The organism is Paenibacillus sp. TY11 (assembly GCF_059772165.1).
Genome location: NZ_JCBAIQ010000002.1, coordinates 412187 through 435765 on the forward strand (window position 1 = coordinate 412187; position 23579 = coordinate 435765).

21 protein-coding genes are annotated in these 23579 nt (G+C 44.5%); 2 read left to right on the top strand and 19 right to left on the bottom strand.

The features are described 5' to 3' along the window. Window positions 1–77 precede the first annotated feature (77 nt). The 13 genes from AC6EJC_RS04120 to AC6EJC_RS04180 all read right to left on the bottom strand — a co-directional run bounded on the left by AC6EJC_RS04120 (window position 78) and on the right by AC6EJC_RS04180 (window position 14742). On the bottom strand, window positions 78–2432 hold the full coding sequence (locus AC6EJC_RS04120; protein WP_444952854.1) for a penicillin-binding transpeptidase domain-containing protein: 2355 nt from the start codon (window positions 2430–2432) through the stop codon (window positions 78–80). Window positions 2433–2492: 60 nt separating this feature from the next. Then, window positions 2493–2873 carry a type VI secretion system membrane subunit TssM gene (locus tag AC6EJC_RS04125; protein WP_029517759.1) on the bottom strand — a complete coding sequence of 127 codons (381 nt, stop codon included), beginning with the start codon at window positions 2871–2873 and terminating at the stop codon, window positions 2493–2495. A 24-nt stretch (window positions 2874–2897) separates the two neighbouring features. After that, complete coding sequence (gene rsmH / locus AC6EJC_RS04130; protein ID WP_444952855.1) at window positions 2898–3848, bottom strand: 16S rRNA (cytosine(1402)-N(4))-methyltransferase RsmH; 951 nt, start codon at window positions 3846–3848, stop codon at window positions 2898–2900. A gap of 17 nt (window positions 3849–3865) precedes the next feature. Next, entirely contained in the window at window positions 3866–4303 is a 438-nt protein-coding gene (gene mraZ, locus AC6EJC_RS04135) for a division/cell wall cluster transcriptional repressor MraZ (protein WP_013311099.1), read from the bottom strand. A 329-nt stretch (window positions 4304–4632) separates the two neighbouring features. Continuing rightward, on the bottom strand, window positions 4633–5898 hold the full coding sequence (locus AC6EJC_RS04140; protein ID WP_444952856.1) for an adenosylhomocysteinase: 1266 nt from the start codon (window positions 5896–5898) through the stop codon (window positions 4633–4635). A gap of 64 nt (window positions 5899–5962) precedes the next feature. After that, entirely contained in the window at window positions 5963–7594 is a 1632-nt protein-coding gene (bshC, locus tag AC6EJC_RS04145; protein ID WP_444952857.1) for a bacillithiol biosynthesis cysteine-adding enzyme BshC, read from the bottom strand. 122 nt (window positions 7595–7716) lie between these two features. Beyond that, window positions 7717–8655 carry an ABC transporter ATP-binding protein gene (locus AC6EJC_RS04150; RefSeq protein ID WP_444952858.1) on the bottom strand — a complete coding sequence of 313 codons (939 nt, stop codon included), beginning with the start codon at window positions 8653–8655 and terminating at the stop codon, window positions 7717–7719. An 11-nt stretch (window positions 8656–8666) separates the two neighbouring features. Then, on the bottom strand, window positions 8667–9617 hold the full coding sequence (locus AC6EJC_RS04155; RefSeq protein ID WP_029517762.1) for an ABC transporter permease: 951 nt from the start codon (window positions 9615–9617) through the stop codon (window positions 8667–8669). Between the two features lie 4 nt (window positions 9618–9621). Beyond that, window positions 9622–10554 (bottom strand): ABC transporter permease, encoded by a 933-nt coding sequence (locus tag AC6EJC_RS04160; RefSeq protein WP_444952859.1) that lies wholly within the window; start codon window positions 10552–10554, stop codon window positions 9622–9624. Window positions 10555–10754: 200 nt separating this feature from the next. Continuing rightward, window positions 10755–12458, bottom strand: coding sequence for a peptide ABC transporter substrate-binding protein (locus AC6EJC_RS04165; protein ID WP_444952860.1), 1704 nt, complete (start codon window positions 12456–12458; stop codon window positions 10755–10757). 153 nt (window positions 12459–12611) lie between these two features. Beyond that, window positions 12612–13001 carry a DUF3397 domain-containing protein gene (locus tag AC6EJC_RS04170; protein WP_444952861.1) on the bottom strand — a complete coding sequence of 130 codons (390 nt, stop codon included), beginning with the start codon at window positions 12999–13001 and terminating at the stop codon, window positions 12612–12614. Between the two features lie 4 nt (window positions 13002–13005). Beyond that, entirely contained in the window at window positions 13006–13965 is a 960-nt protein-coding gene (locus AC6EJC_RS04175; protein WP_444952862.1) for a ketopantoate reductase family protein, read from the bottom strand. A 126-nt stretch (window positions 13966–14091) separates the two neighbouring features. Continuing rightward, window positions 14092–14742, bottom strand: coding sequence for an RsfA family transcriptional regulator (locus AC6EJC_RS04180; protein ID WP_444952863.1), 651 nt, complete (start codon window positions 14740–14742; stop codon window positions 14092–14094). 296 nt (window positions 14743–15038) lie between these two features. Between AC6EJC_RS04180 and AC6EJC_RS04185 the strand changes: the two genes are divergently transcribed. After that, complete coding sequence (locus AC6EJC_RS04185) at window positions 15039–16124, top strand: coiled-coil domain-containing protein (RefSeq protein WP_444952864.1); 1086 nt, start codon at window positions 15039–15041, stop codon at window positions 16122–16124. A gap of 100 nt (window positions 16125–16224) precedes the next feature. Here AC6EJC_RS04185 and AC6EJC_RS04190 read toward each other — a convergent pair whose 3' ends face one another. The 5 genes from AC6EJC_RS04190 to AC6EJC_RS04210 all read right to left on the bottom strand — a co-directional run bounded on the left by AC6EJC_RS04190 (window position 16225) and on the right by AC6EJC_RS04210 (window position 22496). Next, window positions 16225–17556: a PhoH family protein gene (locus tag AC6EJC_RS04190; protein WP_444952865.1), complete on the bottom strand. Its 1332-nt coding sequence runs from the start codon at window positions 17554–17556 to the stop codon at window positions 16225–16227. A gap of 303 nt (window positions 17557–17859) precedes the next feature. Next, a complete protein-coding gene (locus tag AC6EJC_RS04195) occupies window positions 17860–18921 on the bottom strand; it encodes an LCP family protein (RefSeq protein WP_444952866.1) in 1062 nt (353 codons plus the stop codon). Between the two features lie 125 nt (window positions 18922–19046). Continuing rightward, window positions 19047–20888 carry a translational GTPase TypA gene (gene typA, locus AC6EJC_RS04200; RefSeq protein ID WP_444952867.1) on the bottom strand — a complete coding sequence of 614 codons (1842 nt, stop codon included), beginning with the start codon at window positions 20886–20888 and terminating at the stop codon, window positions 19047–19049. 292 nt (window positions 20889–21180) lie between these two features. Continuing rightward, window positions 21181–21672, bottom strand: a complete 492-nt coding sequence (locus AC6EJC_RS04205; RefSeq protein ID WP_444952868.1) for a hypothetical protein — start codon at window positions 21670–21672, stop codon at window positions 21181–21183. Between the two features lie 164 nt (window positions 21673–21836). Then, a complete protein-coding gene (locus tag AC6EJC_RS04210; protein WP_444952869.1) occupies window positions 21837–22496 on the bottom strand; it encodes a TerC family protein in 660 nt (219 codons plus the stop codon). Window positions 22497–22713: 217 nt separating this feature from the next. On the opposite strand from AC6EJC_RS04210, the gene AC6EJC_RS04215 reads away from it, so the two are divergent. Then, entirely contained in the window at window positions 22714–23409 is a 696-nt protein-coding gene (locus AC6EJC_RS04215) for a TerC family protein (protein WP_444952870.1), read from the top strand. Window positions 23410–23498: 89 nt separating this feature from the next. Here AC6EJC_RS04215 and AC6EJC_RS04220 read toward each other — a convergent pair. Continuing rightward, on the bottom strand, window positions 23499–23579 hold an 81-nt coding region (locus tag AC6EJC_RS04220), incomplete at its 5' end, for an IS3 family transposase (RefSeq protein ID WP_444952884.1).

Below are 23579 nucleotides of genomic sequence, written 5' to 3' on the forward strand. Positions count from 1 at the left end.
GCTCCCTCCGTTCCTCAAATACTCATGACATGTCTTACCTCATGAATATTCAAAAGAACGGACATTAGAACAAGCTATCAGTTATCCTCACCTTTAATCGAAGCAGCACTTTTCTCATCTGCTACAGCAGATATTCCTCCCTTAGGAGCCCCCGCGTTTGTTCCAGCATCGGCAGTAGTACTGGTTTCGGTTTTAGTATCGGCCTCCGTTTTCGTTGCGCTGCCTGTTTGGTTAGCTGCAACTCCAGTGGTCGAGTCCTGTGTTTCCTCCGGTTTCACTCCGGTCACCGTTTCTTTGGCCGGCTGAAGCGTCACACTGACGATCCGCTTGCCATTTACCATTTGTGCCTTTTGAGAGACAACATAACCTTCGCCGCTTACCTGAACACCAACCTTCATAAGCGTCAGAACTTGAAGCGTGTCACGCAACGAAACACCTGTAAAATCAGGAATGGTCATGTTGGCACTATCCTCAGTCAGCAAGTAAATGCGTTGTCCCGGTTTCATTTTGACGCCTGCCTCAGGATACTGGCGAACAATTTTTGATCCTTTGCCTACCGTTTCATAAGCAATCCCCTGTTTGAGCAATGCGTTTTGCGCATCCTTCTTCATCTGATCGGTTAATTGTGGTACCGTTGGCAAATTCACCGTTTTTACTGCAGCACCATCTGATTTATTCGTTTTGGTTCCCGTTTTGGGAACTCCCATATATAGCAGCGATTGGGATACGATTTTTTTAAATACAGGCGCTGCTGCTGTACCGCCGCCTACTGATTTGTTAGGTTCGTCCATGACAACCAAAACAGCTATTTTCGGATCATTTACTGGTGCAAAACCAATAAAGGACACGACATCCTTCGAATGGTCGTATACTTTTCCGACGACTTTCGTCGCCGTACCTGTTTTACCAGCAACACGATATCCGTCAATATAAGCAAGGCGTCCCGTACCGATTTCTTGGTCAGACACGACCTGCTCCAGATAGCTGCTTGTCTGGACCGCCGATTCCGGAGTAATCACTTGGCGGACTTCCTTCGGTTGAATCGTCTGTACTTCGCCTGTATCTGGGTTCATAATTTCCTTCACCAGATGAGGCTGCATCAGCTTACCTCCGTTAGCAATTGCCGAGATGGCAGCTACCTGCTGGATTGGCGTCACCTGAACACGTCCATGTCCATAGGAAGCCGTTGCGACTTCGGATTTGTACTGGGTATGGAATGTAATAGCTCCGCTAGACTCACTCGGAAGATCAATGCCTGTTTTTACGCCGAATCCAAAGTTAAGAATATATTTCTTTAGCCTTTCGCCACCCAACTTATTCAGCCCCAGATGGACGAAACCGACGTTACTTGAACGCTTGACCCCTTGGAGATAGGTTAATGTTCCCCAGCTACGGCTTACGTCACGAATATCCCAGCCTCCGACTCGAATCATACCAGATTGGTAGGTTTCATTCGGATTGAACACCTTTTCTTGAACCGCGGCAGCCAAGGTTACAATCTTAAACGTGGAGCCTGGCTCGTAGATAGACTGAGTAGCATTATTACGGAAATATTCCAAAGGTGTACTCCCATATGTATTGGGATTAAAATTCGGGTAAGTCGCCATACCGAGAACATCCATCGTTTTAGGATCAGCCGCTACCACAGTCATCGTTTTCGGATTATAATTTGCAATAGCTTCCTGCATGGCATCCTCTATATAATACTGAATCGTATCGTCAATCGTCAGCTTTAAATTTTTACCATTTTGCGCCGGCTCATAAACACTTTCCGTTCCCTGAAGAGGAACTCCCTTTCGATCCCGCTGATACAGAAGCTTTCCAGCCGTTCCCGAGAGCTCTTTATTATAATAAGCTTCCAACCCCATACCTGCTGTGCCATCTTTTCGTAGATAGCCAAGGACATGAGAAGCCAGCTTATTTTCCGGATAATAGCGTTTGGATTCCTGAACGGTGTCCACAGCTCCAATTACTTCATACTTATCCTTCAAATAACTTTTGAACGTATCCACTTGTGCCTTGACCTCAGGGTCTACCTTCCAGCCCCCGTTACGAATCTCGCGGTTTTTTAAGTAGTTACCCTTTTTATCCTTCGCAGAAAGATGCCTTCTCAGCTCATCCTCAGGCGTTTTGAGTAGCTGATGCAGCTTGGCTACAACCTCATTCTCCAAATCATACTCCTGAATGATGCTAGGATTGACAACTACCGTATAAGCTGGTGCATCCGTAGCTAATACGTTCCCTTTACGGTCCGTAATGGTTCCACGCTTGGGCTGAATCACCTGGTCTCTTTCTACCTGAGTAACTACCTGCTTATGCCAATATTCCCCGCTCACAACTTGAATCCAAAATACCTTAAGTAGCAGAACAAGAAAAAAGAGGGTAATACATCCCCCTATCAGCAGTGTGCGAAGCTTTATTCTTTTGACCATACCTCAAACCTCTCTGCAAAAAAATGTAAGTCAGAGCATAGCTTGATGCTATGCCCTTAACTATTTGGCAGCCTGCTTTTCCACACGAATGGGCTCTCTTGTTGGTTCGATATATCCCTGTTCCTTTGCAGTTGGCACAATCTGATTCTCCAGACGCTCCTTTTGAATCTTCAGTTGGGCGATATTGGTCTGTAATTTGGAAATGTCCTTGCTTGCCGTATTAATCGAATAATTGATTTGATAAATGTGAGCGTACCTGCCAATCAACATACCAGCAATGACAATGCACGCTACAAGTGTCAATAGATACAGCAGCTTTTCTCGAATCGGCAGCTCTCTGCGGCGTGTAACGACTTTGGTGGTTTCACGATACCGTTGTTGCTGAACCTGTTCCTGACGGGCTCTTTCTTTTACAGCCAAATTACCGCGTGTATAAGCCATGTCGCCTCTCCTTCTCCATTAAATTTACAATTTTTCGGCAACTCTTAGCTTGGCTGACCGGGACCGTGGATTCAGCTCCAATTCCTGCTCTGACGCCACAATCGGCTTACGATTCACCAGCTTTAGATCGCCTATCATTTTGTCCTCCAAAATAGGCAAATCAGATGGATAGATGCTTTTCGCCAAATACTCCTTGAAAATATGCTTGCATATCCGATCCTCCAAGGAATGAAATGTAATAACCGAAATTCTGCCCCCTGGAGCCAGACATCTTACTGCCTGGTGCAAAGTATCTTCCAGTGCACCCAACTCATCATTCACAGCGATCCGCAAAGCCTGGAAGCTGCGTTTAGCCGGATGTCCCCCGGTTCTGCGTGCCGCAGCCGGAATTCCTTCTTTGATAATATCGACAAGTTCCCCTGTTGTGTGAATAGGCTTGTTCATTCGACGTTCAATCATAATCTTCGCGATCCGCCGTGAAAACTTCTCTTCTCCGTATTGAAACAAAATACGTGCAATCTCTGCTTCCGGCCACTCGTTGACAATTTCGTAAGCCGTAAGCGAGCTACTCTGATCCATCCGCATATCAAGCGGTGCATCATGATTGTAGCTAAATCCCCGCTCCCCCTCATCGAACTGGGGCGAGGACACACCCAGATCGAACAAAATACCCTGGACCTGCGGGACGCCGTCTTTTTCGGGCAATCCCAGTTCGGCCAGCTTGTCCTGCAAGTGGCGGAAGTTGGATTTCACTAATGAAATCTTTCCTTCATAGGCTGACAGCTTCTCTCGCGCATTGTTCAATGCCCAGTCGTCCTGATCAAAGGCAATGAGCCTTCCCTCAGGGCCAAGCTGTGACGCAATGACGGAACTGTGTCCTGCCCCTCCCAACGTGCAGTCCACATAGATCCCGTCCTGCCTGATGTTTAGTGCCTGTGTTGCTTCTTCCTTGAGTACGGTAATGTGGTGAAACAAACGGCTGACCTCCTAAATTACAATTCAAAGTTGAAATCAACCAATTTCTCAGCAATGTCGTTAAATGCTTCTTCTGATTGGTTGAAATATTGCTCCCAAGTATGTTTGCTCCAAATCTCTACCCGGGTGGACACTCCCAATACGACGCACTCTTTAGTAAGCTTGGCGTATTCGCACAAATTCCCCGGTAAATTTACCCTGCCCTGTTTGTCCAATTCGCATTCAGTCGCCCCCGAGAAAAAAAAACGGGTAAACGCCCGCGCATCGGCCTTCATCAGAGGCAGTGCTTTAAGTTTTTTCTCCATGACAGCCCACTCATCCATGGGATACACGAAGAGGCATTGGTCCAGCCCGCGGGTAACCACGAACGAGGCACCGAGAAGTTCACGAAACTTGGCCGGAACAGTAAGCCGACCCTTCTCATCAATGCTATGTTGGAACTCCCCCATAAACATTGGTTTCGTCACCCCTTACCCCATTCTCCCACTTTGGCCCACTTTCCACCACTTAAGCATAATAGATTCGCTTTAAAAAATCAAAGACCTCTTTTTCATTACGAAAAAGTGATAAAAGCCAGATTCATACCATTATGTCTGTTATTGTAGCCCCACGTCACAAGATGCCAAAAAGCCCCATATCCCATGAAGCCGAACCCCCGACAATATGCATCAGGTTTCGAAACAACATGGAATAAAGGGCTTACTCTCTATCCATTATGTCAACCTACACAAACACTATAAACATAACACCATTGCAGTGGACACTGTGACCGAAAATACTCCGATTACGCGTTCCAGCTGTCCAGATAGATCTTTTGCTCTTCTGTTAACGTATCAATCTTGATTCCCAGACTATCAAGCTTGAATCGAGCTACCTGCTCATCAATTTCATAAGGTACATTAATAACGGCTTTACCCAGCTCGTTGTAACGATCATTCACATATTTCAAGCCAAGTGCCTGAAGCGCAAATGTGGTATCCATAATCTCCGCAGGATGACCATCGGCGGCAGCTAGATTCACGAGGCGCCCTTCTGCCAGCAAATACATTTTACGTCCATCTTTAAAGCGATATTCCTCGATATTGCGACGCACCGTGCGAATGGATTCGGAGCGTTTAGCAAGCTCAGGCTTACTAACCTCCACATCAAAATGCCCTGCGTTACACAGCACAGCTCCATCCTTCATAACATCAAAGTGTTCCCCTGTAATTACAGCTTTGTTTCCAGTTACTGTAATAAAGAAGTCACCCAGTTTGGCAGCTTCTACCATCGGCAACACATGGAAACCATCCATATGAGCTTCTACTGCCTTGATTGGATCAACTTCGGTTACAACAACGTTGGCTCCCAGCCCTTTCGCACGCATTGCAACCCCTTTGCCACACCAGCCATAACCTACCACAACCACTGTACTCCCTGCCACAACCAGATTAGTCGTACGAATAATGCCGTCGAAAGCTGACTGTCCTGTACCATAGCGGTTGTCGAACAAATATTTGCAGTAAGCATCATTAACAGCCACCATCGGAAAGTGAAGTTGCCCTTCTTTTTCCAAGGCCTTCAAACGAATAATCCCTGTAGTTGTCTCCTCTGCTCCCCCACGGATCGTAGAAATCAGATCAGGCCGTTCGGATTGTAATAGAGTAACCAGGTCACCACCATCATCAATAATGAGATCTGGTTTTGTTTCCAGTGCCTTGATTTGCAAATTCTTGAATTCCTCTGGGTCCGGGTTGTATTTAGCTAATACCGTAACGCCATCTTCAACTAATGCGGCGCAAACATCATCTTGTGTGGACAATGGATTACTACCAGTAATGGTGACCTGCGCTCCACCTGCTTGTACCACTTTAGCCAGATAAGCCGTTTTGGCCTCCAGATGTAGACAGATGGTTACCTTCAGACCAGCAAAAGGCTGCTCTTGCTCGAATTGTTGACGTATACGGTTTAATACCGGCATATGGGCTTCTACCCAATCAATTTTCAAATGACCTTCAGGGGCCAATTTAAGATCGTGAACAATGCTATTTTGCAGAGAATGGGAAGTCATACGTTGTTTCCTCCTTCATATTGGTTAAATTTGCTCCAGGATAAATCCTACATAAAATAATAAATCATACATAAATAACACGATGAGTACCCTTCAGATCCAATGGCATGTTCATAATCATATCAATCAGGCTGACACCGTGACGGTTCAGAAAATGATAGATCGTATACGCTCGCTCCTGCGGCTGTCCAAATGGGAAAAGCGACCATTCGATACGATCCCACTGGCGAAGTGCTGTTTCATTTTGCCGAAGCAGCGCTTCCTGAACTTTTGCCTCCAGATAGGCGATCTGCCCCAGAATTTTCTCGCGGTTGGTTTCTCCAAGCCGAAGCAAACCTTTTTCAATCAAACCTGTCTGCTGTACAAGCGGTTCGTACATGCGGACAAAAGCTTCCTTAGCCTCGGAAAACTGATCCTGCATTCCAAGTTGATCTTGAGTGGCAATCCATTGCTTTTTCCGTTCCTCAAGTCCGTCTCTAACTTGATCAAAACTTAATTCGTACTTAAGCATATGCTTCTCCACACCTGGCTCTACCAACGTAAAAGACATTCGAGGCAGCAGTATCGGCATCTGCATCTCCAACACCCCGAAAGCGTCCCGTGTAATCGCCCAGTAAGCAATCTCACCTAGACCCAGCACAGATGCCAGCACCGGAAACAGTGAATCCTGCATTAGAGGACGGGTTAGCACATTGTTACTAAAACGTTCGGGGTGTCTATCTATCTCTTCAAGCAGTTCATCCACTGTGAACGCCACCAAACCGCGCCGATCCGTGAATAGTCCAGCTTTTTTGAAAAGCAGCAGGCGTTCATCTTCATGGATATAAAAGAGATTCGCGCCACCTTCGTGCACATCCGCTTGTAAATGATAGCCATAATCTACTATCCGCGCAGCAGTCGTCCGGTAAGCCTGCTCCAACTCATCATTGTGCCGAACCAGCCGTCGAAAAACGGATGCTTCCAACTTGCGCAACGAAGGATTTGCTGAATCCATAAGCACTAATCCATAGGTACCGAACAAAAGGCCCAGCAACTTGGCAAAGGCTTCACTTAATCCATATGAATCCGTCAGCCCATGCTCAATCATGCGCAAAATATCAGTCTTATGTTCTGAATCAGGCAAGCTTTGCTCTATATCAGCCATCGCTTGCTTCCACTCAACAGTATCGACTTTAATAGCACTAACTGAAGAACGGCGTTCAGGCTGCTTATTCAGCTTGATTTTGACTGCTTGTGGGTCATTTGCCATTACGTATGTATGATTGACCTCGTCCCAGTCATGATCTTCGCCAGCAATCCAGAAGACGGGAATAACCGGACGTCCAAGCCGCTCCTCAGCTTCTCTAGCCGCCTTAATAATTGTAGCGGCTTTGTAAATGACCAGCATCGGACCTGTGAACAGTCCGCTTTGCTGCCCGCCAACTACTACTAAGGCATCTGGACTTTCCAGACGGTCCAATGAAGCACGAACCGCCTCATACGAATTGTATTGCTCATTGTATATGCGAAGACACGCTACGACATCCTTACGGCTTAATCGCAGATGCTCCGTCTTATCCAGCCACTTCGCCCGTTGGGCATAAGCATCGGCGTGCAGAACATCATATTCATACAAATCGCTTGCGCGTCCTGTACCCTGTATATAATCTTCTGCCAAAGCCGACCCTCCGCGAAGCGTTTCCGGAATTATTTTCATGGGTCTGCCTCCTGTCTCCACCAAAACCTTACTGCTTGATTGTACCGAAAGCCCATGTCCACGTCAAAGCTTCCTACAAAAAAAACCGCCGAATAACTCGGCGGTTGGTTCATAAAATAAAATCAGGCGTAAGGCTCAGCTACAAAATGTCCTTTAGACACTTCGATCAGCGTGGCATTTTCCAGGTTATAAGCCCCTGTCTTATTGCCAGATGCATCATGAATCGGGCCTGCTTGGTCGCCTGGCATAATAATCCGTTTTTTATTGGCTTCTACTTCCGGATCAGGAAGTGGGATCGCCGACAAAAGCATTTTTGTATAAGGATGGATCGGGTTTGCATACAACTCAGCGCTTTCTGCAAGCTCAACCATTCTACCCATATACATTACAGCTACCCGATCACTGATGTGCTTGACCATCGACAGATCATGCGCAATGAACAGGTACGTCAGACCCAAACGTTCTTGAAGCTCTTTTAACAGGTTGACAACCTGAGCCTGAATAGATACGTCAAGAGCTGAAATCGGCTCATCACAAATGATAAATTTAGGATTAACCGCCAGCGCGCGTGCAATACCGATCCGTTGACGTTGACCACCTGAAAACTCATGCGGATAGCGTGTTGCATGGTCAGGGTTCAAACCAACCAGATCGAGTAACTCTTCAATCCGTTTCTTGCGTTCTGCACGGCTACCTGCCATATTGTGAATATCCAGTGCCTCACCAATGATATCGGAAACGGTAAAACGCGGGTTCAATGATGCATACGGATCTTGAAAGATCATCTGCATATCACGGCGCATTGCTTTCATTTTACCCGGTGATAATTTGTAAATATCCGTGCCGTTAAAACGTACGCTACCTGCTGTAGGTTCATATAAGCGCAGAATGGTACGACCCGCTGTAGATTTACCACAGCCGGATTCGCCAACCATACCAAGTGTTTCACCCTCACGAATATAGAAATTCAGGTTATCCACCGCTTTGAGCACACGGTTTTTGCCAACATTAAAATACTTTTTAAGACCTTCAACCTCAATTAAATTGTTGCTACTCACCATGATCTCACCTCCTATTTCTTCAACTTCGGATCAAGCGCATCACGCAAGCCGTCGCCAAAAAGGTTGAACGCAAGCATAATCAAACTGATTAAACCTGCCGGGAAAAGCATACGCCATGGATAGTACATCCATCCTGTCAGAGCCGATTCAATCATTGAACCAAGCGATGCCTCCGGATTGGGTACCCCTAAACCGAGGAAGCTCAGGAAAGCTTCGGAAAAAATAGCGGTCGGAACGCTCAACGTCAATGTAACGATGATCGGACCTACTGCATTAGGCAAGAGGTGGCGGAAAAGCAAACGACCTGCTCCAGCCCCCATGGAACGGGAAGCAAGTACAAACTCTCTGTTTTTGAGTTGCATCATTTCACCGCGCACAATCCACGACATGTTAATCCACCCGGTCACACAGAGCGCAATAATAATTGTCGTAATACTTGGCTCCAAAACAACCAGCAGCAGGATCGTAACAAGCAGATAAGGAATGGAATACAGAATTTCAGAAAATTTATTCATGATTTCATCTACACGACCACCAAAGTACCCCATAATTCCACCATAAATAACACCAATCAGCAAATCAATCAAAGCCGCAGCCAGACCTATCGTCAAGGAAATCCGTGCTCCCATCCATGTACGGACAAACATATCACGTCCAAGATCATCCGTACCGAACCAATGCTCCGCAGAAGGTGGCAGATTCGTGCTCAGTAAATCATTAGAGTAATAATTATAGGGTGACAATATCGGGCCGATTAAAGAAAAAAGCACAATCAGAACTAGAACAATCAAGCTAGTCATTGCAACCTTGTTTTTACGAAGTCGTTCCCAGGCATCGCGCCAAGCAGATAAGCTTTCTCGCTGAATAACTTCAGACTGCTTTTCATCGACCCCTATTTTTTGGAAATCTTCCGGTTTCACCTGAAGTTTATCCAAATTCACAGCATTGTCTTTCACAGACATAAAGTTACCCCTCCTTCCCGCCGGACAGCTTAATCCGAGGATCAATAAACCCATACGCGACATCTGTAATAAAACGCGCTAACATAAGCAAAACACCGTAAAAAATCGTTATGCCCATAATCATGGTGTAATCACGACTTGTGATACTTTCCACAAACACTTTACCAATACCGCCAATCCCGAAAATCCGTTCAATAACCACAGATCCGGTAATAATATTCGCTGTCATTGGACCTACGTAGGTAACAACTGGCAAAATAGCATTCCGCACAACGTGTTTGAACATGATCGTAATGGATTTCAAGCCTTTAGCTTTGGCCGTCTTGATATAATCTGCATGCAGTACTTCTATCATACTGGAACGCGTCAATCGTGCAATAAATGCAATTGGTTGAGCGGACAAAGCCGCAACAGGTAGAACGTAGTCCATTGGGCCCTCAAAGCCCATAACATTAAACAATTCCAACTTTTGGGCAAGAAAGAACTGAATTAATGATGCCAGAACGAAGCTGGGAACCGCAATACCCAGAATTGCCAATATCATCGCTACGGTATCAATGAGTCTACGATGGTACAAAGCCGCCAGCATACCTAGTAAAATACCGACAATAATGGAAACAATAATCGCGACCAGACCTAATTTTAGTGACACCATGAAGGTCTGTCCAATAATGTCGCTTACATCTTGATTCAATTTTTTCATAGAAATACCAAAATCACCCGTAACAATATCACCTAAGTATTTAAAATATTGTACATATACAGGCTTATCCAACCCATACTGTTCCATTAATCGGGCTTGAATCTCAGGAGACGTCGCTCTTTCGCTCATGAAAGGGTTACCTGGAATTGCCTTCATCAGAAAGAACGTCGCAGAGATCAGAATGAGCAAAGAAATAAGCATAAATATAAATTTACTGATCAAATAACGCGCCATCGCCCGTTTACACCCCCCATAATTTTTTCGACACCATTCGATTCTATAGAAATAGAGTTGGGTTGTCCAATCTACTTATATGCATGGTTAATTAAATAATAAAAAGAACCCTCACACACAAAAAAAACGGGATATATATGGCAGTACCCACATATATATCCCGAAGTAACTCTTCAACTTCAGAATCAAGTATCAGCTACTTACTGTGTTATATAAGCTCTTGTAAAATCAATTGCACCACTAAAATCCAAGGCAACGCCTTTTACATTTGGTTTCGTCAAAGAAGTATTAGAGTAGTAATAAATCGGCAGTAAAACCATATCATCCTGAACAAGAAGCTTCTCTGCTTTTGCAAATATTTCCATGCGTTTTCCTGGATCAGTTTCTGTTTTAGCCGCTTTAATCAAACCGTCATATTCAGGATTAGAATATCCAGAATTATTGTTGCCATTACCAGTTGTCCAGATATCCAGGAATGTCATCGGATCATTAAAGTCAGCAGACCATCCACCACGAGCAATTTGGAAATTCAACTTGTTACGTGTTTGGATAAATACGCCCCACTCCTGGTTTTGCGTTTTCACGTCGATTCCCAGGTTTTTCTTCCACATATCTGCAACTGCCAAAGCAATTTTTTGGTGCCCTTCAGTGGAATTGTAGAGTAGAGTAATTGGAGGGAGTGAAGTTACTCCTTCTTCCTTCATACCTTCTTGAAGCAATTTCTTCGCTTCAGCTACATCTTCTTTAAAATAATCATCTTTGTGTTCACTACGGTATTCCTGAGATAAACCTTTAATACCCGGAGGTACAAAGCCGTAAGCAGGAATCTCGCCACCCATCGTTACTCTATCAACAATCGGCTGACGTTGAATCGACATCGCAAAGGCTTTACGAATTTTAAGATTATTGAACGGTTTTTCGGTGACGTTAAACAAATAGTAATAGGTGCTCGCTATTCCTTTAGCCTGAAATTCGTTAGGCATTTCATTTTTCACAGCCATCATTTGGTCTGCAGGAATTTCGCCATTAGGTTTACCTGCATAATCAAGTTGTCCACTTCTGTAAGAAGCGAGTTCTGTTGCACCGCTGTTTACAAGGGACATTGTAATTTTCTTCAGCTTAATTTCGTCCTTACCCCAATAATTTTCGCTTTTGGAAACCTCGATCTTTTGACCCGTCTCCCAAGTCGACAATGTGAAAGGCCCGTTAGTGATCATGCTTTCTTTTTTAGTCGCCCATTTATCATTACCTTTAACAGACGGATGCACCGGATAATAGGTGTAGAAAGAAGTCAATCCCAGGAAGTAAGGTGTTGCATGTTCCAGTTCTACCTGCAATGTATGGTCGTCAACTGCTTTGACACCTACATCTTTGAAGTCCGTAACTTTAGTACCTTTAAAAGATTTGGAAGTGCTCAGGTTATAGCCCTCAGCATTTTTGATATAGTACAATTGGTAAGCATATGGAGGTGCTGGAGCCGTGGAAGGATCCAATACCCGCTGCCAAGCAAATACGAAATCACTTGCTTTGACCGGGTCGCCATTACTCCATTTTGCAGTATCGCGAAGCTTGAACGTATAGGTTTTGCCGTCATCGGAAATTTTCCAGGATTCAGCTACGCCAGGAATTTCTTTACCATCAGGGCCCATGCGAACAAGACCTTCATACATTGTTTTTAAAACAGTGTTTGCTTGAGTATCTTGAGCCTGTGCCGGGTCGAATGTTGGCGGCTCGGATGCCAGATTAATGCGCAAAATCTGTTTGTCGGCCGGAGCCGGCGTAGTCGAGGTGTTTTCTTGTGCGCCCTTGCCATTGTTATCATTCTTGCTGGAGCCACAACCTGCGAGCAGTGCGCCAACCGCAAGAACGAGTGTCAAAAGGACTAAAAAGCTTTTCCTTTTCATCTAGCGTTTTCCCCCTAGTTCTAAAGTGGTATATGTTTATAGATTATACAACCAGCGGTCAAAAAAATCTACATAACATTTCTTCAAATTGAGCTTTTTTTTCAAAAAAACATGATTAATTCATATTTTTTCACCATTTCATGTCACCTTATATCACATGGCGTTGAATATATTCTTAAATATACCAACAACAGTCAACAAAATATACGTCAATGTCATCGCCATAAAAGTTAATCTCCAGACTGCTCTACACAATCTTTTACCATCAACCTTCCCTTTTATTCGATTTTGTGCTCCTCCAATTAAACCTAATGCCAGTAATAGGAGCAGTAAAATCAAATAAAAACCGAATCGAGATGTAAAAATAACATTAAAGAGTGCTGCAACGGAAAATATCAGAAAAAACGTGGTAATATCCATAGATGTAAGTAACGATTTCTTCTTTTCCATTTTAAGAAAGTAGCGACAAACCGCAAACACGATCAAAAACGGAAAAAAGGGAAGAATACTGAAAGTGATAATAGTACCTTGTATAAGACTCAACTGATCACCCCTCTTTTAGCCGCATGCCTTCAATTAATTGCCACAATACCTTATGAGTTGGTGCAGTAACTCCAGCCCGATCTGCCATCTGCACCAGTTGTCCGTTAATGGAAGCAACTTCTGTCATGGACTGTGCAAGTACATCAGCTAGCATGGACGAGTGATTCTCTGCCGTTGCCCGGCATACATTCATAATTTGGTCCCACCATGTGCTTTCCCAGTGGATACCATGAGCTTCATACACTTGAATGCCTTCATCGTACAGCTTGCGCATCATATGTATTCGAATAGGGTCCGAAAGCAGCTCGCCATTACGAACTCGCCATACCGCCGTTAACGGATTGATCACAGCATTGATCAACAACTTGCGATACATACCGTTCTCGATTTCTTTCGACAAGCAAGCGTCAAATCCTGCTGCAAGCAGCCGATTTAGCACACATTGTTTGAAATTACTGTTTTTCGCTTCCTCCCCTCCTTCCGAACAGCCAATTTCAGTAACGCCCGATCCCGCATGTACAATAGATGCTACTCCCTGCCTCTTGGCTCCTTCGGTCGTCACAGCAGGGTATACCACAGCTTCAGGCCACGCCTGTCTAATGCGTTCTATATGGCCGATTCCATTCTGTAAACAAACAATTCCCGTATCTCTTTCCGATTTAGCTGCTGGCTGGATCTGTACTAATACTTCTTCAATCGCCCCCTGTTTGATCATAAGCATTATCCACCGTGCCGGAGTATGTGAATTTAACCGTTGCCAATCTGCCAATGGAGCTACCTTCAATGTATCCCCAGGCACATGGACAGCCGCTTGACCCTCCTTATTAAACACAGTAATCCCATCACGAGCTATGACACTTGCCTGTTCAAGTGTTCGTGTCCACAGCCTTACTTTAGTACCCGAGGCCGACAACCTCCCGGCAAACAACAATCCTAGCGAACCCGCTCCAATAATATCAATCACCTTTGTATCGTCTCGCTTCCATCTTTTTTTCTACTATATCATATGCACTCCAAAGAAATACAAAAAACGCCAACTACGGCAAAGCGCTAGTTGACGTTTTATTTCAGATTTGCTGATGTAATCTTGCTACTCAATGCGCTCCAGATTCCCATTGGCGTCCATTTTGAATCTGGATTTAAGCTCTTCCTCATCTTCAGTGATTAAAGCCAAACGCCGGGCTCGGTCCATAATCTGAATCAAAGCTCTATAATCATCATTTACAACACGATAGTCGGTTTGCACCTCATTCACTTCTTTGGACAGCCGGTCATTAATGGAGCGGAGCTGATTCAGTTCCTCTTCCTTTTCCCGTAAATCTTTCTCCAGCATCTTAATCTGCCGATTGGTTTCCTGCACAGATCCTTTCCATTGACGCAAGAAGCGAATTACTGCATCAATAGATAACGTATCCTCACTCGAACCATCTGTTCTGTATCCACTTTCGACTGTATCAAGCGAGGCGAAAGCTGCCACCTGTGATACACCCACCGGGTTCTGCTTGCGGATATAACTGCGTTTCTGGCGCTGCGCTTTGGCAATGCTAATCGCTTCATCGTAACGTTTGCGCACGCAACTGTTCCAGCGAAAGCCGCATGCTGCAGAGGTTCTTCCAATTTTTTGTCCAACCTCCTCAAACGCAGCGAGCTGTGTTCCACCTTCCCGGATATGCCGCAATGTCACCTCCGCCAATATCAAATCATCTTCCGCACTCCATGCATCTTGTCTTATTGCAGTCATGCCTCTAGCCCTCCTAACAACATCCTGAAATAACCGTCTTCATGAACCGATCTTGCCGGTATTTGAATAGGGTATAAAAGCTGTTTATTCATTCCTATGCCTCTCGTAGAGTTCATAGAATCTATTTGATACTAAATTGTATTTCCATTTCTGCAAGAACTCATACGTGAAGTAAACAGTTTCTGGTTTCAAGCATGCTCTGACTGCTGTACAATAAAATGAATGGTTAAAGAATAAGAAAGGATCATATACATTACCATTAGTCTTTTTCGGGAATACATAAAAGGGGAAACCAAATGAACAAACGAATAAAAATCACGGTAAGCACCCTGCTGACCATCATTATGATGCTAACTTCCATATATGTACGTCCTACTCTGGCCGCTCCCTCCCAAGAAGAAAGCCAGATTTTACAGGATAGCCTGTCGATTGTTGAGATAGACCATGAAATTGAGCGAATCAGTCAGGAGCAGCAGACTCTTTTACACCGTCAGCAGGAACTTCGAAGTAGCCTTACCGTTCAGCAGGAGCAAATGACCATACAACGGAAGCGTGCAGGTTCTGTACTGCGATCTTATTATATGGGGGAAAGGGACAAGCTGTTGAGTGTTGTGCTAGGGGCGAAAAGTATAAAGCAACTTCTATCTCTGTACGATTACTACTTATTGTTGATTAGCCACGATCAGGATGTGCTTCAAGAATACGAATCCAATTATCGATCTATGCGAAAAACAGAACAACAAGTCACCCAAGCCTCGACGGAATTGGAGACGGTCAAAACAAACTTACTGGCACAACGTAAACGTATTGTCCTGCTTCAGTCGCGTGTAAATGACGGTGTTAATGCCAGTGATGACCCGGATACCCTACGCAAACTAATTAGCGAAATGACAGCTTATTGGGAGAATGTAGGTGTCTACGAGGTAAATAAACACTTTAAAGCATTAGCTCAAGCTATGCAGGATTTACCACAATTCATTCAACAACAACAAGGGGCCATGGTTACAAATGGAAAAATCATTACGATAAGCATTCGTGAAGAGGACTTTAACCGTTTTTTAAAGTCAGAAAATGAATTGTTTAATCACTTCAACTTTTCCTTTGTGCAGGATCGAATTGTGGTGGAAGGTCAGCAAGGAACGATGAAATTGACGGTAGAAGGTCACTACACGGTAGAGAATGAACCGAAAAATGCAATTCTATTTCATGTGGATCGACTGGTATTTAACGGACTGGAACTACCGGATACGACCCGCAACAAGCTGGAAAAGGATTTTGATCTGGGCTTCTACCCACAGCAGCTTATTTCATATGTCAAAGCCACAGAAGTACGCACTCTAACAGGAATACTTGAGGTTAAGCTCGAATTAAGCTTTAAGTAAGCTTCTGCTCACCTTTCATACTCTGAATTTTTACGTGTACAAAACAAGAGACCCCGGGATGTTCCCGAGGTCTTTATTATTTGTTATAACGATAGGGATTTTATAGCAGGTCGGCTGCCAACTGCGCGAGCTTGGAGCGTTCTCCTTTTTCCAACATAATATGCCCGCTAATCCCTTCTTGTTTAAACCGCTCCACCACATAGGTTAGGCCATTACTGGCTGCATCCAGATAAGGGTGATCAATCTGCTCCGGATCTCCCATCAAAATGATCTTGCTCCCCTCACCCACCCGGGACACAATCGTTTTGATCTCATGTCGGGATAAATTTTGCGCCTCATCGACTATAATAAATTGCCCAGGTATCGAACGCCCGCGAATATAAGTGAGCGCCTCCACCTGAATACTGCCCAAGCCCATCAAAATTTTGTCGATATCACCTGATTTTTTGGCATCAAATAGGTACTCGAGATTGTCGTAAATCGGTTGCATCCACGGGCGAAGCTTTTCATCCTTTTCTCCCGGTAAATAACCGATATCCTTACCCATAGGAACGACAGGCCGAGCAATTAACAGTTTCTTGAAGCGATGTTCATCCTCTACCTTAAGCAAACCTGCCGCCAGCGCCAGCAGCGTTTTGCCCGTACCCGCTTTTCCTGTAATCGTCACGAGGGGGATATCGTCATTAAGCAAAAGCTCCAATGCCATCCGCTGTTGCGCATTACGTGCGCTGATTCCCCACACTGATTCGTTACTTAAATACAGAGGCTCCAATCGCTCTGCCTCCTGGTTTACTTTCAGCAAAGCAGATTTTCCAGTCCCCATTTCATCTTTCAGAATAACAAATTCATGTGGATACAGCGTATAAGGTAGTTCCAGTGGCTTGATTGGTAAAAAACGGTTAGAGTAAAATTCATCTATGATGGACGGGTGCACCTGTATTGCCGAGTATCCGGGGTATAGCTCACTTAGATCGCCAGTTCTATCGGATAGGTAGTCTTCGGTCAGCAGTCCCAATACATCTGCCTTTATTCTGACCAGCACGTCTTTACTGACCAACACGACCGAACGCGGTTCAGACTGCTCCTGCTCTTCCAGATGATAATTCAAGGCGACCGCCAAAATCCGGTTATCGTTCGAAACCTCCCCGAACATCTCCTGAACTTTCAAAAAGCTCCGGTGGTTTAACTCAACCTTAAGCCTCCCACCTTGGGGCAGTGGAACGCCACTATGCAGATGACCCACTTCTCTCAACCCGTCCAACAATCGCGATACATTACGGGCATTCCGTCCAATCTCATCCGCGTTGCGTTTTTTGGAGTCGATTTCTTCCAGAACAACAGCTGGAATGACAACTTCATGTTCTTTGAAGGTAAAAATGGCTTTCGGATCATGCAGCAGCACATTCGTATCCAGCACAAAAATTTTCTTCATTAAATCCCCTCCAAAGCGGCGTGGACAATCTCGTGTTTCATACCTATACCTATTCACCGGGTACCCAATACTTGCTGATTCCCTGAAAAAAGAACCCCAAAGCAGCATAAATCAACGAAACGTTGTAGGGAAGGTAGCCTTTGAGCCTGTACATTTTTTAAAATTAGACACAAAAGGCCCAGTGATTCGCTCACTGGACCTAGACTCGGTTCATTATAAATTTAGACATACCTCAACCCCCTTATGCTATATAAGAGCTTTACTCGCTGCGAGTATAACATAAGAAGGAAGAAAGATACATACTCAGGAATTGGAAGAAGCTGCAGTATTGTCGCTTGCTTTTTTAGCTAATTCCTCTTGTAGCGCTTGTTTAGCCAAATCGAGCTGTTGCTCATCAATGTACACATAAGGGCTACGCCACGTTCCCGCTACCGGATTGTATTTTACATTTTGCTTGGAAATATTCCAATAGGTTTGTACAATATTTTTCATTTGCTGTGACTCGATATCTGTCATCATATTCTTATCAACCGATTTAATAATTGCACTAAACTTGGTCAAAGCGTTAAAGGATTGCATTTGATCAATTAAGGAATGAAGCACCTGATTTTGTCGACGATTGCGATCAAAATCGTCTGATTCAGCTGTTCTCGGACGACAATTCGATTTGCGGTAGCGAACAAAATCAAGAGCCTGATCACCGTTCAAATGCTTGGCTCCAGCTGTCAGGTTAATATCGGTACCATCTGCACGGTCACGGTAACACATATTTTTATCAACCGTCACATCTACGCCACCCAAATTATCTACAACATCTCTAAAGCCCTGGAAGTTAATAACCGTCACATAATCAATATCAATGTTTAAATATTTGCCGATCATCTTCTTCATTTGCTCTTCAGCAACTTCACCAGATTCTTTCTCTCTGGCCTTAAACACCGGATAATACTCATTTAGCTTACGTGGTTTATATCCATCCATTTCTAGACGCGTATCACGCGGTAAGGACACGATGGTAGACGATTTTGTATTGGGGTTCAATGTAGCTACCATAATAACGTCTGACAAATAAGTCGGATGATCAGGGCGGTAGTCTGTTCCTAGCAATAAGATAGTCAAAGGCTTAGCTTCTGCCAATTCCGTTTTGGGTACTTCCGTGTTGATTCCCGTATCCAAAACTTCCTCTACTTGATTGTAAATATAGTAGATATAACCACCTGCTGCCAAGATACCTATAATGAGCAGAAACAAGACAAACTTCATAAACGATCTGAAAAAACTTTTTTTCTTTTTCGTTTTTTTCGGTTTGGCGGATTTTTTCCCGCTTTGTGTCCGGGGAGGCAATCCGTTCGAAAGATTACTCATGCTTCAACACCTTTTCCTGCGTTTTGAGAAATATAGCTTTCTCCAAGTTTACAATCCTAAAACACATACAGCGGCGCATCCCGTTCCCGGGCGTCGCCGCTGTGGCCAAAGACCAATCCAATCAATTACATATTTGCTTGTGCTGTTTTACGTTGTTTCTCCGCACGCTCGCGCTCACCTTTGTTCAAGATCTTTTTACGCAAACGGATGGCATTAGGTGTAATTTCGCAATACTCATCATCATTCAGATATTCAAGCGCCTGCTCCAGAGAGAAGATAACAGGTGTTTTCAGTTTAACTGTATCGTCTTTTGTTGCTGAGCGAACGTTTGTTAATTGTTTTTCTTTACAAATGTTAACGACGATGTCGTTATCACGCGTGTGCTCCCCAACGATCATGCCTTCATAGATTTCAGTACCTGGCTCCAGGAACAAAATACCGCGATCTTCTACGCCCAGCATACCGTAAAATGTAGAGCTGCCGTTTTCCGTTGACACGAGTACACCCTGATGACGTCCACCTACTTGACCGCCAACAAATGGTCCATAGCTGTCAAACGCATGGTTCATTACGCCGTAACCACGAGTCAAAGTCAGGAAGTTTGTAGTGTAACCGATCAGACCACGTGCAGGGATCAGGAATTCCAAACGAACCTGTCCAGTGCCGTTATTAATCATGTTAACCATTTCGGCTTTACGGGAGCCCAAACTTTCCATAACCGCGCCCATGCTTTCTTCCGGAATATCAATGAGGAGACGTTCGATTGGCTCCATTTTCTTACCGTCAATTTCCTTGACGATAACTTCCGGTTTGGACACTTGCAGTTCGTAACCTTCACGACGCATGTTTTCAATCAGGATACCCAGATGCAACTCACCACGTCCGGATACAATAAAGGCGTCCGGGCTGTCAGTTTCATCAACACGTAAGCTGACATCAGTTTCGAGTTCTTTCAGAAGACGCTCACGCAATTTACGGGATGTTACCCACTTACCATCGCGACCTGCGAATGGGCTGTTGTTAACCAAGAAGGTCATTTGCAGCGTTGGCTCATCAATCTTCAGTACAGGCAACGCTTCAGGATGATTTGGATCGGCAATGGTTTCACCGATGTTGATATCCTTAATTCCCGCAATCGCCACAATGTCACCAGCGCCCGCTTGATCAGTTTCAATCCGTTTCAGGCCTTGGAAGCCGAACAGCTTCTCAATACGCGCTGATTTACTGCTACCATCGCGCTGAATAACTGTGACCGATTGTCCCTGCTTGATGATACCGCGGTTAACACGACCTACTGCAATTCGGCCAAGGTATTCGTTATAGTCCATCAGTGTTACGAGGAATTGAAGAGGCTCATCTACATTCTCAGTTGGAGCCGGAATGTGCTCTACAACTGTTTCGTACAATGCTTGCATGTTGTCGTCTTGCTTTTCAGCATCCATGCTGGATGTTCCGTTCAGCGCCGAAGCGTACACAACAGGGAATTCCAATTGCTCATCATTCGCACCCAGCTCAATGAACAGATCCAGTACTTCGTCAATGACTTCTGCCGGACGAGCTGCCGGACGGTCAATTTTGTTCACTACAACGATAGGCGTCAGATTTTGTTCCAGCGCTTTACGCAGTACGAATTTCGTTTGCGGCATGCAACCTTCGTAAGCATCAACGACGAGCAGAACGCCGTCAACCATTTTCATAATCCGTTCCACTTCGCCACCAAAGTCGGCGTGTCCCGGTGTATCTACAATGTTAATCAGGTAATCTTTGTAAGTGATAGCTGTATTTTTAGCCAAAATCGTAATACCGCGTTCACGCTCCAGATCGTTGGAGTCCATGGCGCGCTCCTGAACAGCCTCGTGTTCTCTAAATGTTCCGGACTGTTGAAGCAGCTTGTCGACAAGCGTCGTTTTTCCGTGGTCGACGTGGGCAATAATCGCAATATTGCGAATGTTTTCTCTTGCATGCATGGTTTGTATCCATATCCTTTCCGTATATCAAAATAGTGTCTCTATCCTGAAGCAGTGCTGATTCAAGGCTAACAATCGTTCTTTAGGGCCACTCCCTGCCAGCCTTCTATATGTTTCAGGCTTTATACAGACAGCTTCTCTCTCCGATTCGCGTGAAAACCTTAAAATAAGCGTCAGAAATCATTCCGACGCTCTTATCATATCCATTATATTATAGTTGAAATATGTCATAAAGCAAGACATTATTGCCTGTTCCGTAATTTACCGCCATGAAATCTGCACAGCTTGTCGTTTACCATTTGCGTTTGCCACGGTTGTTAACGACCAACCAGATTCCAGCGCCGATCAGTAAAACTGCAATAACATACATGATACCCGTTCTTAGCAGGGTAATAACCAATAAAAGTACCGAAACCAAGCCTAATATCACGCCCCCTGTATATACATTACGAGAAAGCGAAATATCATTAATGGCGTACTCGCATAATCCAATCGCCACACCTAGAAGTAACAAAGGCCATAAATAGGCCATTAAATGCCAACCCCAAATATTGCAGAGAAAAAATAAGAAGCCATAAACCGACAAAATCCCTGCCGGCAGCAACATAAAGGGTGATACTTTACGCATCATGTACATTGCATGCAGTACGATTCCAGGTATTAAAATCAGCAAGGGCCAAAAGTTTCGTCCCAAAAAGGAGAACGCCCCCAGTTTCCCCAACAAAATAATCAGTCCTACGGCAACAATGCCCACTCCGATCATACGCTCTTTTCCGGAATTCATCGTGGTCTCCTTTGTTTGCTGAATTTGTTTTTGGGTCTCTTAATGTGGTTGTTTGTAAGTGTATTTTTATGAATATAGAGTCTTTACAAAAACCGAGCAGACTCCACGGCATCCTGCAAAAACCCTATGTCTAGTTTAGCCGATGTTTTCCAAAAAAACTACGTTCAAATATGGCGGGCTCGTAACTGACGATATATTCCTGCAATGACAACTGCTGCTGCCAACAGTCCCGGTAACCATACATGTATAACTTCTCCTATCCCTGCTAACCATACACCCAATCTGGGATCACGCAGTAACATTTCTCCTGCCGTAAAGGCCAGGATTGCAGATCCAAGTAAAACAAGCACAGGGAACCGGTGAAGCCAGACGGCAATCACGTTGCTGCCCCAGACGACAATCGGAATGCTAATCGCAATACCAATGACAATAATGGCGATATCCCCATCTGCTAGGGCTGCAATAGCCAATACGTTATCTAGACTCATCACAAAGTCCGCTACCAGAATCACCTGTATAGCCTTCCATATGGTTGTTTCTGCTCTTACTCCCACATGATCCTCATTCTCATAAAGCAGCTTAAACGCAATCCATAACAGAAGTAGGCCGCCTGCCGCCTGAATAAAGGGTATGCCCAGCAAAATGACAGCTACAAAAGTCAAAACACAGCGCAGGAGGACTGCACCAACTGCCCCCCACCATATAGCTTGACTTCGCTGCCTTGCAGGCAAGTTTTTGCTCGCCATGGCTATAACAACCGCATTATCACCGCTTAACACCAAATTGATCATTAATATTTTCAACAGCAAAATGATATGCTCCATGTGTACAAACACCCCCATCCTACTTGTATGCGAAATAGGACGAGGCTATGCTTGTAAGCCTTAGTAAATAAGTCATCATTTATATAAAAACAGATGTCAATTTGTTGAGTAAAGACCTTGAATTCAATAACGAACAGCAATATAATGAATCGTATTTCCGAAAAACGGGTATTAACATAAACAACATACAATGAATTTAGGATGTTTAATCAGGGAGATGAGAACGATTGACATGTCTGGACTTCAGTTCTTTTGGCTACTGCTTAATGTGATATTTATTGACCTTCTGCTCGCAGGAGATAATGCGATTGTAATTGGACTTGCCGCCAGAAAGCTGCCTCCTGCAACGCAAAAAAAAGCGATTCTGTACGGTACCGGTGGTGCCCTGCTCATTCGCATAGCAGCCACCATTGTGGTACTCTGGCTGCTCCAAGTACCGTGGTTGTTACTCATCGGGGGTGTCATGTTAGTCTGGATCGCGTATAAGTTGCTCGTAGACCAGGAGGACCATACCGAAGTCAAAGCGGGAACAACTTTATGGGGTGCTATCCGCACCATTGTTGTAGCCGATGCGGCTATGGGTCTGGACAACGTGATTGCTGTTGCGGGTGCTGCCCAGCAGCATTTGCTACTTGTAGTGCTGGGCCTGTTAATCAGCGTGCCGATCGTTGTATGGGGAAGCACTCTCTTTATCAAGCTGATCAATAAATTCCCCTGGATTATCTATTTAGGATCGGCTGTGCTTGGTTATACGGCCTCTAATATGATTACCGAGGAACGTAAGCTGGAACCATACTTTACCGAGCACCCCGCGCTGCGTATCTTGTTTATTGCCGCAGTTATGGCTGGTATTTTGCTCACAGGATATCTTCAAAATCGCAGAGCAGTATCCAGTCGAGAAAAAGCCGCTTAAAATCATTCAAAAACTTTTTCAACTAAAATTCAAAAAAGGCAGACCCCACAATAAACTGTACCCTATGTAAAGGACCATTTAAAAAAAGACTAAATTGCTTGCAGAAGATGATCTCTGTATTGTACAGGGGTCATCCTTTTTAAGTTCCATTGGTATCTGTAATGGTTGTA

Bases quoted from the DNA above. Each gene is read 5' to 3' on its own strand.
- AC6EJC_RS04120 (WP_444952854.1), bottom strand. From the start codon at position 2,432: ATGGTCAAAAGAATAAAGCTTCGCACACTGCTGATAGGGGGATGTATT.
- AC6EJC_RS04125 (WP_029517759.1), bottom strand. From the start codon at position 2,873: ATGGCTTATACACGCGGTAATTTGGCTGTAAAAGAAAGAGCCCGTCAG.
- mraZ (WP_013311099.1), bottom strand. From the start codon at position 4,303: ATGTTTATGGGGGAGTTCCAACATAGCATTGATGAGAAGGGTCGGCTT.
- AC6EJC_RS04140 (WP_444952856.1), bottom strand. From the start codon at position 5,898: ATGACTTCCCATTCTCTGCAAAATAGCATTGTTCACGATCTTAAATTG.
- bshC (WP_444952857.1), bottom strand. From the start codon at position 7,594: ATGAAAATAATTCCGGAAACGCTTCGCGGAGGGTCGGCTTTGGCAGAA.
- AC6EJC_RS04150 (WP_444952858.1), bottom strand. From the start codon at position 8,655: ATGGTGAGTAGCAACAATTTAATTGAGGTTGAAGGTCTTAAAAAGTAT.
- AC6EJC_RS04155 (WP_029517762.1), bottom strand. From the start codon at position 9,617: ATGTCTGTGAAAGACAATGCTGTGAATTTGGATAAACTTCAGGTGAAA.
- AC6EJC_RS04160 (WP_444952859.1), bottom strand. From the start codon at position 10,554: ATGGCGCGTTATTTGATCAGTAAATTTATATTTATGCTTATTTCTTTG.
- AC6EJC_RS04165 (WP_444952860.1), bottom strand. From the start codon at position 12,458: ATGAAAAGGAAAAGCTTTTTAGTCCTTTTGACACTCGTTCTTGCGGTT.
- AC6EJC_RS04180 (WP_444952863.1), bottom strand. From the start codon at position 14,742: ATGACTGCAATAAGACAAGATGCATGGAGTGCGGAAGATGATTTGATA.
- AC6EJC_RS04185 (WP_444952864.1), top strand. From the start codon at position 15,039: ATGAACAAACGAATAAAAATCACGGTAAGCACCCTGCTGACCATCATT.
- AC6EJC_RS04190 (WP_444952865.1), bottom strand. From the start codon at position 17,556: ATGAAGAAAATTTTTGTGCTGGATACGAATGTGCTGCTGCATGATCCG.
- AC6EJC_RS04195 (WP_444952866.1), bottom strand. From the start codon at position 18,921: ATGAGTAATCTTTCGAACGGATTGCCTCCCCGGACACAAAGCGGGAAA.
- typA (WP_444952867.1), bottom strand. From the start codon at position 20,888: ATGCATGCAAGAGAAAACATTCGCAATATTGCGATTATTGCCCACGTC.
- AC6EJC_RS04205 (WP_444952868.1), bottom strand. From the start codon at position 21,672: ATGAATTCCGGAAAAGAGCGTATGATCGGAGTGGGCATTGTTGCCGTA.
- AC6EJC_RS04210 (WP_444952869.1), bottom strand. From the start codon at position 22,496: ATGGAGCATATCATTTTGCTGTTGAAAATATTAATGATCAATTTGGTG.
- AC6EJC_RS04215 (WP_444952870.1), top strand. From the start codon at position 22,714: ATGAGAACGATTGACATGTCTGGACTTCAGTTCTTTTGGCTACTGCTT.